Origin of the sequence: Pseudarthrobacter sp. PH31-O2 (assembly GCF_030063265.1) — a bacterium.
Classification (GTDB): domain Bacteria; phylum Actinomycetota; class Actinomycetes; order Actinomycetales; family Micrococcaceae; genus Arthrobacter.
This window is the reverse complement of record NZ_JASIST010000001.1, coordinates 85,545-100,106: the sequence shown is the minus strand read 5'-3', so window position 1 is coordinate 100,106 and position 14,562 is coordinate 85,545. Positions and strand designations below refer to the sequence as shown.

General features: G+C 62.0%; 11 protein-coding genes and 1 pseudogene. 10 read left to right on the top strand and 2 right to left on the bottom strand.

Translation table 11 applies throughout. The annotated features are described in order from the left end of the window. Nucleotides 1-100 precede the first annotated feature (100 nt). The 8 genes from QMG72_RS00375 to QMG72_RS00340 all read left to right on the top strand — a co-directional run bounded on the left by QMG72_RS00375 (nt 101) and on the right by QMG72_RS00340 (nt 8,582). Nucleotides 101-1,336 carry a polysaccharide biosynthesis protein gene (locus QMG72_RS00375; RefSeq protein WP_282360477.1) on the top strand — a complete coding sequence of 412 codons (1,236 nt, stop codon included), beginning with the start codon at nt 101-103 and terminating at the stop codon, nt 1,334-1,336. Beyond that, nucleotides 1,323-2,249: a glycosyltransferase gene (locus tag QMG72_RS00370; RefSeq protein ID WP_283479287.1), complete on the top strand. Its 927-nt coding sequence runs from the start codon at nt 1,323-1,325 to the stop codon at nt 2,247-2,249. Before QMG72_RS00375 ends, QMG72_RS00370 begins: the two co-directional genes overlap by 14 nt. 78 nt (nt 2,250-2,327) lie before the next feature. Next, entirely contained in the window at nt 2,328-3,077 is a 750-nt protein-coding gene (locus tag QMG72_RS00365) for a glycosyltransferase family 2 protein (protein WP_253032366.1), read from the top strand. Nucleotides 3,078-3,079: 2 nt separating this feature from the next. Further along, complete coding sequence (locus QMG72_RS00360; RefSeq protein WP_283479285.1) at nt 3,080-3,520, top strand: DUF2304 domain-containing protein; 441 nt, start codon at nt 3,080-3,082, stop codon at nt 3,518-3,520. A 1-nt stretch (nt 3,521) separates the two neighbouring features. Then, the gene (locus QMG72_RS00355) at nt 3,522-4,409 is read left to right on the top strand and encodes a glycosyltransferase family 2 protein (protein ID WP_283479284.1); all 888 of its coding nucleotides are present in this window, start codon (nt 3,522-3,524) and stop codon (nt 4,407-4,409) included. 24 nt (nt 4,410-4,433) lie between these two features. Next, entirely contained in the window at nt 4,434-5,528 is a 1,095-nt protein-coding gene (locus QMG72_RS00350) for an NAD-dependent epimerase/dehydratase family protein (RefSeq protein WP_283479283.1), read from the top strand. 16 nt (nt 5,529-5,544) lie between these two features. Then, the gene (locus QMG72_RS00345; RefSeq protein WP_283479282.1) at nt 5,545-6,438 is read left to right on the top strand and encodes a glycosyltransferase; all 894 of its coding nucleotides are present in this window, start codon (nt 5,545-5,547) and stop codon (nt 6,436-6,438) included. A gap of 197 nt (nt 6,439-6,635) precedes the next feature. After that, on the top strand, nt 6,636-8,582 hold the full coding sequence (locus QMG72_RS00340; protein ID WP_283479281.1) for a hypothetical protein: 1,947 nt from the start codon (nt 6,636-6,638) through the stop codon (nt 8,580-8,582). A 107-nt stretch (nt 8,583-8,689) separates the two neighbouring features. Here the strand turns inward: QMG72_RS00340 and QMG72_RS00335 are convergent, their stop codons facing one another. Next, nucleotides 8,690-10,000 (bottom strand): IS256 family transposase, encoded by a 1,311-nt coding sequence (locus tag QMG72_RS00335; RefSeq protein ID WP_502934643.1) that lies wholly within the window; start codon nt 9,998-10,000, stop codon nt 8,690-8,692. A 372-nt stretch (nt 10,001-10,372) separates the two neighbouring features. On the opposite strand from QMG72_RS00335, the gene QMG72_RS00330 reads away from it, so the two are divergent. Continuing rightward, nucleotides 10,373-10,666, top strand: coding sequence for a hypothetical protein (locus tag QMG72_RS00330; RefSeq protein ID WP_283479279.1), 294 nt, complete (start codon nt 10,373-10,375; stop codon nt 10,664-10,666). 230 nt (nt 10,667-10,896) lie between these two features. After that, nucleotides 10,897-11,882 (top strand): annotated as a pseudogene (locus tag QMG72_RS17800) (IS30 family transposase). 356 nt (nt 11,883-12,238) lie between these two features. On the opposite strand, the gene QMG72_RS00320 reads toward QMG72_RS17800, so the two are convergent. Further along, nucleotides 12,239-14,425: an acyltransferase family protein gene (locus tag QMG72_RS00320; protein ID WP_283479278.1), complete on the bottom strand. Its 2,187-nt coding sequence runs from the start codon at nt 14,423-14,425 to the stop codon at nt 12,239-12,241. Between the last annotated feature and the right edge of the window lie 137 nt (nt 14,426-14,562).

Genomic DNA, 14,562 nt, shown 5'->3' with positions numbered 1-14,562 from the left:
AAGCGACCTCGATCTGCCGGGGCTGGTGCAGGCGCCGTCCCGTGAGGGAAGTCCCGTAAGATCGAGGCAGACTTCCAGACCGACAAGGACCCGCCCACGCATGAAGACCGTACTGCTGCGCCTGACCGGGTTTGCGATCCTCCCCCTTCTGTCCTTAGTCACTCCCCTGCTGCTCCTTCCGGTGATAGCAAGCGTCGTGGGCGCCGAGGGCATATCCAGTGTCATCTCTGGTCAAGCCATCGGCACGTTCGCCGCCACCATCCTGCTGTGGGGCTGGAATGTTGACGGACCGGTCGCCATAGCCCGCGCCGCAGGCAGCCACGAGCGCAGTGAAATCTACTTGCGGAGCATGCGCACGCGGCTCCTTCTGATGATCCTCGTTATGCCGAGCGCCGGAATCGTGGCGGCGGCGGTCGCCGTACCCGGCTTCCGCTACGAAGCGGTGGCAATGTCGTGGGCTGTCGCCCTGGCCGGGTTGTCGCCTGCGTGGTTCTGCATCGGCGTCGGGCAACCCCGGCTACTGGCCCTCTATGACACGGTGCCACGCTTCGTCGCCACCGCGGCGGCCGCGCCGGTTCTGCTATTGACCCACCAGCTCTGGTACTACACCATTCTCCTCGCGGTAGCGACGGTCCTGGCCCTCGTCGGCTTCCACCGGCGCTACTCTGCAGGTGGCCAGTGGTTGCCAGCGGACCTGCGCGAATCCTTCGGCCAACTCAAGACCCAGGCGAAAACAGCGGGCATCAGCCTGGCAGGCAACGCCTATGCGTCGACTCCGGCCCCCATCGCCACCGCCACCACCGCCCCGCAGGCCTCGGGCAGCCTGGCGACCGCAGACACGCTCTACCGGTTCGGGCTCTTTACGGTCGTGGCACTGGGAAATGCCTTTCAAGGCTGGACCATTGAAAGGGGTGCAACGAACCCTGCCCGCCGTCACCTTGCTGCCATTTGGGCGCACGCCGGACTCGGGGTCCTCGGAGCGCTCATCCTTACGGTGTTGGGCCCATTCGCGAGCAGCCTGCTCTTCGCCGGCAAGCTGCAGGCGAGCACCGAGCTCTGCGCATACTACGGACTGGCGTTCGTGTTCCTCAGCGCCAGCACCCCGTTCATCCGCAATCTGCTGATTCCGGCCGGCCGCCAGTCACAGGTCCTGCGCTGGACCCTGATTTCAGCCGTCGTTGGGGTCGCCACCATGATCTATGCCGGCGCGAACGGAAATGCGCCTGGTATCGCACTTGGCATGGCCCTGAGTGAAGCGGTGCTGTTCGTTGCCCTGCTAATCCCGGGCCTCAAGCTACTACGTAGAGAAAGGGCATCCGACCATGCCTTCGAATGACCAACCAGGCCGCACGGCTGCCGTGATCGCCGCCTACTCACCGCCCGAGTCCTTGGTCGAAGCCATCCGGCGGCTTCGAGGCCAGCTGGACCACATTGTCGTCGTCGACGACGGGTCTCCTGCGGATTCGGCACCAGTATTCGCCCGCCTTGCCGAGCAGGGTGCCACGGTGCTGCACCAGGGGACGAACCAAGGTATTGCAGTTGCCCTCAACACGGGGATCCGGACCGCCTCGGAGAAGTGGGCGCCGGAGTTTTTCCTGACGCTGGACCAGGACTCGCTGGTCACCGATCGATACGTGGAGCTCGCCCACAGAACCTACGCCGACGCGAAGGCAAAAGGCCTTGACGTTGCCTTCGTTTGCGCGGCCTCTTACAGCGGCCATGCGGTACCCACCATCCCGAGCCACGATGGCTTTTTGCATGCATTCGACCCCATGCAATCGGGATTCGTGATCCCGCGCTCGACGATCGACCGGGTCGGCGCGTTCGACGAGGGCCTCTTTATCGACGGCGTCGATTCCGAGTTCACAGTGCGCTCGCGCACCGCCGGACTGGACGTGCTTGTGGGTGCCGGCTGTGACATCGACCACGACCTCGGCCAGCGGCGTCCCGGCACTCTCTTCGGACGTCAGGTGCGGATCGGCGGAACGATGCTCTCATACAACTACCACTCGCCGGGGCGGGTCTACTACATCTGCCGCAACGGCACGATCCTCACCAAGCGTTATGCGCTGAAAGCACCCAAATGGGTGGCCCGCAGGCTTGTCGAAGAACTCAAAGCGCACCTGCTTCGTTTCGCTTTCAGCCCTGTCAGACTCACCCTTCTGCGCGCTGCGGCACGCGGGTTCTGGGACGGCGCCAAAGGTGTCTCGGGCCGCATTCCGGTAGAACTTGAGCGCCGGATCCGCTGAACCGCGCGGCGCGGGGCGGCCGGCCCTGCCAGCGCCCCGGCTATAGAGTCCGCCCGACATTGATATAGTTTGGACACCATGGAACCCACTGTCCCCCCACGCGTTCTGGTCATCATGCCCGCTTGGAACGAAGCCGAGGCAATCGGCCAAACCGTTCGCGAGGTATTGACTACCAGCAACCGCTACGACGTCGTCGTAGTCGACGATGGCTCGACAGACAACACCGCGGCGTTGGCCGCGGCAGCTGGCGCTACAGTGCTGCATCTGCCCTTCAACCTCGGTGTGGGGGGAGCCATGCGAGCCGGTTTCAAATACGCGCGCCGCTATGGCTACCACCAAGTCATCCAGGTCGACTCAGACGGCCAGCACGATCCAAAAAACATCGAAGAAGTACTTGCCGGCCTCGAGCACGCAGATATTTCCATCGGAGCCCGCTTTGCGGACAAGGGAAACTACACTGTCAGCGGCCCGCGCAAGTGGGCGATGGTATTTCTTGCCCGCGTTATTTCGTCCCTCGCAAATACCCGGCTGACGGATGTCACCAGCGGTTTCCGTGCCGGCAACGAACGCGCCATCAGCCAGTACCTTGATCATTATCCGGCTGAATATCTTGGCGACACCATTGATTCCCTCGTCGTCGCCGTACGCTCCGGGTGCAGGGTCACCCAAGTCCCGGTGGAAATGCGCGCCCGGCAAGGCGGGAAGCCCAGCCATAATCCGGCCCAGGCTGCGGTCTATTTGGGGCGGTCTGTTTTTGCACTGCTCTTTGCGTTGACGCGCAAGCGATCCAATGTAACCGTGCCGACGCACGGTGTGAAAGGAACCTAGCCTTGGGCAACATAGCTGCCTTTCTCTTGTCTCTGGCAATCGTCGCACTGGTCGTCGAAATGCTTCGCCGCAAGAAGCTTCGGGAGAAGTACGCCGTCCTTTGGCTGGTGGTCGGAGTTGCCACACTGGTCCTGGCTGCCTTCCCGAGGCTCCTCAACGTCGTCGCCGAGTTTGTAGGGGTCCAGCTTCCCTCCAACCTGCTCTTCACCATGAGCATCCTGATGCTCCTTGGAGTCTGCCTGCACCTGTCCTGGGAGATCTCGGTTGTCGAGGACGAAACCCGTACCTTGGCGGAAGAAGTCGCCATCCTGCGGTCCCAAGTTGAGGCGCTGTCCGCGCTAGAGCCGGGCCCGCCCCCACACCGCGACGCCAGTCCACTGGACGACTCCCGAACATCGCCGGTCCCTGCTGGCGAACCCTCAACTGAAAGCTCCGATTCCTAAAATGCCACTGGACATCTTCATCCCCTATTGGGGCGAGCCCGCCTACATGATTGAAACCCTCGAGAGCGTGCTGGCGCAGGAGAACCCAGATTGGCTCTTGACCGTGATCGATGACGCCTACCCCACCCTGGAGATCAGGGACTACATGGCTGATATCGATGATCCCAGGGTCAAGTACATCCGCAAGGAACACAACGAGGGAATCACGGAGAACTACCGTGCCTGCGTCGGACTCGCGAGCCAAGACGTGATGGTCATTCTGGGCTGCGACGACGTCCTCCTCCCGAACTACGTTGACGTCATAATGAAGGCCCACAAACGCTATCCGCACGCCGCGGTGATCCAGCCCGGAGTGGAGATTATCGACGAGAACAGCCGTGTTGTGACCACTTTGGCCGATACCGTCAAACAACAGCTCGTCAAGCCAAGGGGACGTGGCTGCAAGGTCGTTTCGGGCGAGGCCATGGCACGCAACCTGATGCACGGCGACTGGCTCTACTGGCCGTCGCTGGCATTCCGGACCGACAAGATCCGGGAGGTGGAATTCCGCGAAGGCTTCCCGATTATCCAGGATCTCGCGTTGGTCATGGACATGATTTTCCAAGGGCATCAGCTGCTGATCGAACCGACGCTGTGCTTCCGGTACCGCCGTCATTCCAACAGCGCTTCCGCAACGAAGCTGGTCGACGGTTCGAGGTTCGCCGGCGAGCGTGAATACTTCGAAGTAGCGGCCATCCAGGCCGAAGAACTCGGCTGGCACCGGGCGGCGCGGTCTGCACGGCTGCGCGTCACGTCCCGGGCCCACGCCGTTTACCTGATTCCCAAAGCCGCAATCACGCGGAACACCCCTGCAATCAAGGCCCTTGCCCGCCATGCCTTCGGCAAATAACCTGCCCGCAAAGAAAGGTCCCCAGTGACTTCTGCCTCAACTTCCGTCCGTCCGGGCGGTACCGTCCTAGTGACCGGCGGAGCTGGTTTTATCGGCTCAGCGATCTCCCCGTCATTGGCCGAGGCCTTCGACCGCGTCGTCGTCGTTGATAACCTGCATCCCCAGATCCACGAATCCGGCCTGCGTCCCGAACAACTGGACCTGCGCGCCGAACTTGTTGTGGCTGATGTCGCTGAAGCAGCCACTTGGGACCAAGTCCTGCAGGATGTGACTCCGGACGTAATCATCCATCTCGCAGCGGAGACCGGAACCGGCCAATCCCTTGAGGAGTCCACCCGCCACACCCATGTAAACGTAGTGGGCACCTCCCAGATGCTGGACGGCCTCAACAGGCACCACAAACTGCCCCGCCGCATCGTCCTCTCTTCCAGCCGCGCAGTCTATGGAGAAGGAGCCTGGCAGGACGCGGAAGGAAAGCCCTTCTACCCGGGACAGCGCATGAGCGCCACCCTGGATCAGTCCCAGTGGGATTTCCCCGGCGCCACTCCCCTGGCCATGAAGGCATCCGAGACCTTCCCTGCACCGGTCAGCGTGTACGGAGCGACGAAACTGGCCCAGGAGCATATCCTCCAAGCCTGGTCCAAGTCCTATGGTGTCGAAACAGTCATCCTGCGGCTGCAGAATGTGTACGGACCAGGACAGTCGCTGATCAACCCGTACACCGGCATCATGAGCCTCTTTTGCCGGATGGCAATGGGCGGAAAATCAATTCCGCTTTATGAGGACGGGGAGGTCCGGCGCGACTTCGTGCTGATTGACGACGTTGCCTCGGCCATAGTGGCGGGTGCCTTCTCAGCCACGGTCCAAGGCGAACCGATGGACATCGGGTCGGGAGAATTCCAAACAATTGGCACCGCGGCGAAGCTGATAGCTGAGCACTACAACGCGCCGGAGCCACACGTCACGGGCCAATACCGGCAGGGCGACGTTCGACATGCCTGGGCTGATATCTCCGCAGCGCAAGAAGTGCTCGGCTGGTCGCCGAAGTTCAACCTCGCGCAGGGCATCGACCAGCTGGCGACCTGGATCGATGCGCAGCCCGACGTTAAACCTGCCTGAGGTGGACGGCGTACCTGTGCGCACAACCACCGCCGTGATCTCCTTGTTCAACCCAACCGAGGCGGTCCTGGCCAACGCAGCAGCATTGCTCCCCCAAGTTGAGCGGGTTGTTGTGGTTGACGACGGGAGTCCAGAGGACCCGGCCAGGCTCCTTACGGAGCTGGAGGCGATGGGTTGCGTCGCGGTTCGGCTGAGCGAGAATTCAGGCATTGCGGCAGCGCTCAACGCAGGAATTTCGACGGCGCTCGCGGCCACACCGAGACCGGACTTCATCCTCACCATGGACCAGGACTCCCTTTTGGACCCGGGCTACGTGCAGGAACTGCTCACGACCGCCGCCGCCGCCTCGGCCTCGGGTGTGCCGGTGGGAATGGTTGCTCCGGGCTCGGTACGCGGTCTGCCGGTTCGGCGTGGACCTGTCCGGCACGGTGTCCAGCTCGGCGGTGAACCGATCCAGTCCGGACTCCTCGTCCCGGTCCCTGTCATCGAACGCCTGGGCCTCCTGCAGGCCAGTCTCTTCATCGATGGAGTAGACAGCGAGTTTTATCTCCGGTGCCGCGCCCATGGCCTGGAGGTCGCACTTGCTCCCGGCGCTTCCCTGGGGCATGCCCTGGGGAGCAAGGTCCCCGCCCAGGTTTTCGGCAGGAAACTGTCCCTTGGCGGCCGCCGACTTGATATCCGCACCGCGGCCCCATGGCGTTATTATTACATTTTCAGGAACCGTATCCTCTTGACCAGGCAGTATGGGCGCAAGTTCCCACTTTGGGCAATCAAGGGTTTCTTGGCTGACAACCGCCACTTGATCATTGTCACGATTCTTGCTCCTGGCAGATGGTCGAGGCTGGCGAACGCACTGGCTGGCGTCGCGGACGGCGTCGGAGGCTTGTCTGGACGGCGAAGAACCCCATAGAGGTCAGGGCCGGCCTTGCGTTAGCGCGTTGCGTTCGTTCTTAGGCCACGAGGCCCAGGACTCCACGTCTAGAGACATTCAAAGCAAATCAATACTGGGGGAACATTTTCGTGAGCACAGCCGTACAAGAACCGCACCACCTTCGTGCTCGGCGAGCCGCACAGCGACCCCAGAAGAAGCCGGGAACTATCAACCTCATGCGGCAGCTCCGCGGTGTCTTGGCGTTTGCCATCATTGCGGCGCTCGTGGTGGGGCTCCGGGCTGCGGGAATGCTCCAGGGGCTCCCGGCACTTATCCTTATGGCCGCACTCCTCCTCCTGCTCCCGACTGCCCGCACCGTTTCACACCGTATTCTCTATGGTGGGTTGATCGCAGTCGGCTTCATTCCCCTCTCTTGGTGGTTGCCACAACGGATCCTCGGCACTGATCATGGAACCCTTCTGCTCGCAGTTGTCTCCGCTTTCCTCGCTTGGTGGATCGTCTCCGGCAAGTCATACGCGCGGAGGGCACAGCGCTTGCTACCGCGCGTGCAAGTGATCGACTTTGTGCCGTTCCTGGCGGCGACCCTGTCGGCTTTGTCTTTGGGCACCATGCTGGCCATCAGATCCCCGCTGGACGCACTCTCGCTAATGACCAGCCGCTGGGACTATCAATCCCACTTCAGCATCTATTACATGATCCGCAGCCATGGAGAAGTCATCCCGACTATCCCCACAGGTACTGACGGTGCCGCGTGGGGCTTCGGCGAATACCCCCAGGGGTTCCATGCGCTGCTAGCCACCCTGTCCAACGTGGTCCAGCCATCCATCACGAGCCTCGACGCCGAGCTCGTTTCCTTCGTGACCCTACAGGCAGCCGCGTGCGTCATGACGTTGCTGATTGTTGTGGCGGGGCTTTGCGCCTTGCCCTCGGTCCGACGTAGGCCTGCTGTGATGGCGCCCGGGATCGCCCTTGCGTCGGCCGCCTGGATTTATGGTCCAGGTTCGATCCCTGTGTACGAGGGCTTCGGGAACTTCTATATGGCATGCGGAATGGCCACAGCTACCGTGTTGACCCTACTGACTTTTCGGCGTCGGGTGCCTGCGATAGGCGTGGCAGTGGTGGGTGCCGGCCTCGTCAGCATCTGCAACAACTGGCTATTGCTGGTATCACTGGTTGTAGTGATTGTAGCTACGAAACTGTGGGCGATAGTGCGCTTTCGACGCAGCTACAACCGGTCCTGGTGGACACTCGCCGGCGGCAGCGTAACCCTCACGATCCTCGGTATAGTGTTGCCGCTCATCCAAATATCCCCCCTCCTCGTCCAGAGTCAGCACATACTTGAGGCGCAGGGCGGCATCGCCTTCCCCGACTTCGGGCTGGCCCTTCTCACTGTCGCGTTGGCTGTAGCCCTCGGTTTCGCCAATCGCTCTGCTGGGTACCGGATCAGTTCGCCGCAACTGCGCGCCGAACGCCTCGATGTCTCCCGTGCGTCGATGGGGCTATTCGTTCCGATTGGTGTGGGCCTGTGGCTCGCAGTCTCGCAGAGCATTCAAAACGGCGCGATTTCCTACTATTTCTACAAATACCTGATTGCAATTCTGCTGCTGGCGTGGCCGATGGTTGTCGCGGCGACCGCGGCCCTCCTCCCGCCCCCACAGCGACAGGAACATGCTGTGGGGAACCGCGGCTTCATATCGGCCCTCTGCGTGCTCTCCATCGCGGCTACCCAGGGTTTCGGATTCTCCCTGCCAGATCTCAAGGCTATAGGCCTTCCATCCTCAGCTCGTCCCCTCGCAGAGATGGCCCGCCAAGAAGCTCGAATCGAGTCGACTCCCCCGTACGTGGCACGGATGCTAAAAAGCGCAAACCAGCCTCAGCCGGCGTCCACGGTCTACATCCCAGCGCCCAACACCATAGACCCGATCCTTGCCGCGCGATGGCAGTGGGGCATGAGGGGGAATTCGACGTCGACAACAACCGCCCTCAGTTGGCCATTGGCGGGAATAGCAAAGGACTACAATCGCGCCCCCGCACTAGTTGCCCAAATGCTGACAGACAACCCCCGAATGTCCGCCTTGGTAGACCCGGAGATCTATTCTTCCGTACGGGAGCACCTGGTGCCGCTAGGCCTCGATCCGAGACTCATCCTGTTGCAGCCCTGATATGTGGTGATCGTCTGTCAAGGGCATGGTGAAGCGGTCCCGGGCTGGGTTGCCCGGGACCGCTGGGTCTGTCAATTTAACGGTGTGACTGGGTTGTAGTTTTTGGGTTATTTGCGGGCTGCGGAGAGCCGGCCGTTGAAGGCGATTTCGAAGGCGTTGAGGGCGCCTTTCCATCGTTGGGTCCATCTGGCCCGGCCCTTGCCGGTCGGGTCCAAGGCCATGACTGCGAGGTAGACGCACTTGAGCGCGGCTTGCTCGTTGGGGAAGTGTCCGCGGGCTCTGACGGCTTTGCGGATCCGGGCATTGACGGACCCGATCGCGTTCGTGGCGCACACGATTCGGCGGATCTCGCGGTCGAACTGCAGGAACGGCACGAACTCGGCCCAGGCGTTCTCCCACAACCGCACTATCGCGGGGTACTTCCTGCCCCATTCCTCGCCGAACTCCAGGAACCGTTCCTCGGCTTCGGAAACCGTGGCGGCCTGGTAGACCGGTTTGAGCGCCCGGGAGATCTTGTCCCAGTCCTGCCGGGCCGCGTAGCGGAAGCTGTTGCGCATCAGATGCACGATGCAGGTCTGCACGACAGTCTCCGGCCAGACGGCCCCGACGGAGTCCGGCAGGTGCTTGAGTTCGTCACAGACGAGCATGAGGACGTCCTCGACGCCGCGGTTCTTGATCTCGGTCAGGACCTGGAGCCAGTACTTCGCACCCTCACCGCCGTCCCCGACCCACCGACCCAGGATGTCCCGGTTCCCCTCGGTCGTGACGGCCAACGCCACGTAGACCGGTCGGTTAGCGACCTGCCCGTCCCGGACTTTCACGTGGATGCAGTCGATGAACACCACCGGGGAGACCGGGTCCAAAGGCCGGTTCTGCCACTCAGCCATCCCCTCCAGGACTTTGTCGGTGATCGTGGAGATCGTCGTCTTGGATACCTCCGAGCCATACACATCGGCCAGGTGCGCAGCAATGTCCCCATGCGTCATCCCACGGGCCGACAGGGACAGCACGACGTCCTCGATCGAGCCGAGCCGGCGCTGCCGCTTGGCCACCACGGCCGGTTCAAACGTCCCCGCACGGTCCCGGGGAACCTCTATCGATACCGGGCCGGCCTTCGTCAGCACCGTCTTGGACCGGGTCCCATTCCTGCTGTTCCCGGCGGGCTCCTCGGCGCGTTCGTGCTTTTCATAGCCCAGATGAACGGTAATCTCACCCTCCAGCGCGGACTCGAGCACGAGCTTGGTCAACTGCGCCAGCAGCCCGCCCTCGCCGTCAATGGACAATCCCTGCGCCTGCGCGTCACCGACCAACCGCGCGATCAACGCCCTGTCCACGACCGGCGATTTCTCAGCCACCGACACCCGCTCACCACCATCCACCGCGACCACCTCGGCGGCCGCTTCAACCTGCACGCTCATCATGTACCTCCTGGATCAGAGTTACACCGTTGAAAGTACAATCCCGGACCGCTTCCTTTTGAGTGGCCGGGAGGCGTAGCTGGAACCTCCAAATTTCAAATGTGGCTCTACCTGTCCGCCAAGTATGTCAATGGCCAATAGTTTGTGCCCACTGGCGGCCAGCAGAAATACCCGCTGGGCGAGTTCAAGCGATCGTTGCAACACCTCCGAAAATCCGGAGTTGCAACACCCATGGAATCACCATCAAGAATTAGTCCTTCCTTAAAGAAAAAATCAGCTTCAACGGAGAGATCCGAGCCTTTGGCGGGGGCTACGGTGAAGCGTCTGCAGCAGTCGCATACCCGTGCCCAGCGACAGGATTTTCTTTCAGCCGTGGCGCGCCTGGGAACTGTCGCCGAGGCGGCTCAGGAGCTCGGCATCAACAGGAGTACCTGCCCGAAGTGGGCGAACGCTGCCGGGACCAGGCGCAAGCCCCAGTACACCCAGGCCGAGAAGGAACAGTTCCATGCCGTCCTTGACCGGACCGGCAGCATCGCGGCGACAGCGAGGGAACTGGGGCTGAATATCGGCACCGCGCACACCTGGGCCGGCAGGCTCAACCCTGCCGGGCGAAAACCACGGGCCACGGGGACCGTGATCCGCCGCAACGCTACTCACCGGCGGTGACTGAGGAGTTCCTCAGCGTGCTGCGCGAAATCGGCAGCGTCAGCGCGGCAGCGAAGCAGTTGGGTCTGAACCGCTCCACCTGCTCGAACTGGGCGATCGAGGCCGGCCGGGCCTCCACCTGCCTGCGACGCCCATCGGCGAAACAGCTTCACTACCTGCGCTTGCGCCAAGAAGGAGCCGGCCGGAGGGACGCCGCTCTCGCCGTCGGCGCCAGCAAACAGAGCTCCTACGTGTGGGACCGGCAACAGGCTGCAACGGACACGGCCGCGGCCGAAGGCCATGTCGCGGATCCGCCATATAAACAGGAAGTGACAACTACTTTTGCGGCACCTTCAGCCCCTCCGGCGTCCCCTGAAATGCCGGCAGCGCTGGCGGCACCAGCACCCGCCCCAGTGGCCCTGGCAGCCCTCGAACAGCCCATCAGCACCCGCTACCTGTCCCTGTCAGAGCGGGAGAGAATCGCAGACTTGCGGTCCCACGGAACCTCAATGCAGGCGATCGGCAGGGCGCTGGGCCGGTCCGTGGGCACCATCAGCCAGGAGATCACACGTAACAGCCACCCGGTGCTGGGGTACCGGCCTTACGGTGCTCACCGGGCCGCCACGGCGGCCCGGGCACGGCCGAAGGACAGTAAGCTGTCAGAACCCGGGGACCTGCACGACTACGTAAAGACCAAGCTCCTCACCCGCTGGTCCCCACAACAGATTTCGAAGCTGCTGATCAAGGAATTTCCCGATGACGAGCAGATGCGCGTGAGCCACGAAACGATCTACCAGGCCCTCTACTTCCAGGCCCGCGGCGGACTCAAACGCGAGGTGAAAGAGGCCCTGCGCAGCGGCCGGACCCGCTGCAAGCAGCACAGGAATCCCGAAGAACGCACCATCCGTTCCCGGACCCGATGATCAACATTTCCGAACGCCCCGCCGAGATCGAAGACCGCGCCGTCCCGGGCCATTGGGAGGGGGATTCAATAACCGGAGCCTACAACCAGTCGGCGATCGCAACGCTGGTGGAACGCACCACCCGCTACGGTGACCGGCAGCTCAACCGCGCACTGGACGTCGTCGCCCGGACCAGAAGCCTCACAGACCCCGCCACCCGTGCCTACATCGAGCGACGCACCGCGGAAGGCAGGAGCCCACGGGAAATCCGCCGCTGCCTCAAGCGATTCATCGCCAGGCAGATCTTCCGCCAACTCCAGACACTCATCGCTTGACTTGCCACCATAGAAGGGTCGTCTAGTCGGTAGGAGATAGCGAAGTCCACCACCTGGGCAGAACCCAGGGTCGGGCAACACGAGCCTGCGTCGGCAAACTGCTACGGGGCCAGCAACTGAACCCCGCACTGGACGTCGTCGGCCGGCCCCGGACCTCACGGACCCCGTCGCTCGCGCCTACATCGAGCGTCGCACGGCGGAGGGCAACAGCCCACGAATTCACCGCTGCGACAAGCGTCCCATCAGCAGACAGATCTTCCGTCAACTCCAAACACTCATGGCTTGACTTGCCACCAAAGAAGGGTCGTCCGGGGCCATCGCCGATGTCGGCCCCTTCGGTTGACCCCGATCAAGATCTAGGCAGTGGGTGGCAGTTGAAGGGCATCTCTCAAGAGCGGAGCGAGTTCTTCCGAAGCGCGGGCACTGATGTGATTGATGTCCGCATACAAGGCTGTCCCGCCGAGGAAGGCCGGGCATTGGGCGTCAACGCAGAACCATTCCTTCGTGGGCACAAAGGCGCCCCTGTCCCCAAGGGACGAAAGCGCCTCACGACTGACCCGAGCCTGGCTGTCGAATTCGGCGCGCCTATCGGTAATGCAATCGACAGGTTTGCTGAAGCGCGTGATGCATTGGCTGGGTTCAGCTTTGGCCGGTGTCGGCGCCTCCAGGAGCACGTAACGGGCACCATTGGACGTCACGAACTTGGCCATGTCCGCGATGTTCCGCTGCCACTCTGCGTCGGCTTTGCTCCCGGTCGCTTTGCTGGCGAGCTGGCCATCGTTGCGCAGGAACGATGAAACCACGAGATCCGGATGAATGCGCTGGATCTCGTCCTGGACCCACGATTTGAAGCGGATGCACTCCTTCGCGGATCCATCTTCGCCCACGGGGACCAATGTCGGTGAACAGGCTGCGACTGTGTAGATATATATCTTCCAGCCCTTTTCATCCACGGCCTTGCGAATCCCCGGGACGTAACTCATCGTCGTTGAATCGCCGAATACAACGAGAGCACGGGTAGCGTTTTCTGTCCCATAAACACACCCGGCGGCGTTCTGCACGACATCCTTGCTGTGGGCCAAGGGGGAAAGTTCGCCGCCGAGACAGCCGTCCTTGATCCATTCATCCGGCTTGGCCAAGGCTCCATCTGGTCCCATTTCGGCCGGATTTGGTTGCAACGCGGGCCAATCGGTTGCGGCCAACGCAGACCGCAGGACTTGCTGCCGGGCAGGGACGGTTGCCACATCAGACACGGGCGCGACACTCGCTGCAGCTGGCGCCGTCGCCTGTTGCTGGCTGACCGCCGCTGCAACGAGCGGGGCGGAAACCACCGCGACGACGAGGGCCACGATGGGAACTGTCGCACTAATACGGGTCACCGGGCCACGGACGGAGTGCGTGCCGATCACCTTGGCTGGCCGTCCGAGTTTACTTCGCCGGATGGGATCCTCAACGAAATGGAATGAGGCCACGGACAGAACAGCCATGAGCGAGATTGCCACGACGGAGAACCACTTCGAATCCGGGGACACAACGGACGCCAGCAGGATGATGACGGGAAAATGCCAAAGATACAAAGAGTACGAGATCTTGCCGAGGTAGCGGCTCAGGCGATTCGTAAGGATCCACGCCTGGCGTTCGTACCTCTGATCAGCGGTTCCGATACCTGCCAGGATCACGAGACAGGACCCAAGGACGGGGATCACGGCATATGGGGCTGGGAATGGTGTCGCGGGCGTAATGAACAGGATAGAGCTCAGAAGCAGCGCAAGACCCATCCAGAGTAGCAAAACCCGGAGTGCATGGGTGAAGCCCTTGAAACTCACTGTCAGGACGGCGAGGAGGGCGCCAGCACCCAACTCCCATGCTCGTGAAAGCGTCGAGAAGTAGGCAACCGTATGATTTCCACTCGTCTCCCAAAGGGCGAAGACAAATGACAGCAGGATTGGCAGGGCAACCGCAGTACCGAGAATGAGAACCGTTCCTCGCTGGTTGCTTCGCACCCTACGGGCCACAAACATGGCGGCGAGAATGATCCAAGGCCAGAAGATATAGAACTGTTCCTCGACTCCCAACGACCAGTAATGCTGTAGCGGCGAAACGCTGGCGCCCGAGTTCATATAGTCGGTTCCGAGAATTGCGAAGCGCCAGTTTGCCGAGAAAAGGAGCGCCCACACCGCGTCCCAGGCGATTGATGTCGCTTTCCCGCCGTAATAGATCACGTACCCGGCCGTAACGGTCGCCGACAACACCACGGCCGCAGCTGGCAGGATTCGCTTTATTCGCCTGATGTAGAACTGCCGGAAAGATATCCGGCCGGTCGACGTCGCTTCTCGAAGCAAAATCCCCGAAATCAAGTAGCCGGAGATAACGAAGAAGATATCTACGCCAACGAAGCCACCGTGCGGCCAGTGAAAGAGGTGATCCAAAACGACGGCAACTACGGCAACGGCCCGAAGTCCCTCAATGTCCAGCCGACGAGCGTGCACCGGTGCGCTCGGGGGCGCCTCGGATTTGGCACGTATCGCCGTTGCTGCAGGCATGTGTGTTCCGCTCATCTCGGTTCGCATGGTCAGTCGATGGTATCAAGCAGGATGCCGCGAGCATTTCACAGGCATTCCAGGCATCGTGCAAGCTTCACCCGCGCCTAGTTTGCTGTGGCGCCGCCATTACGAGAGGA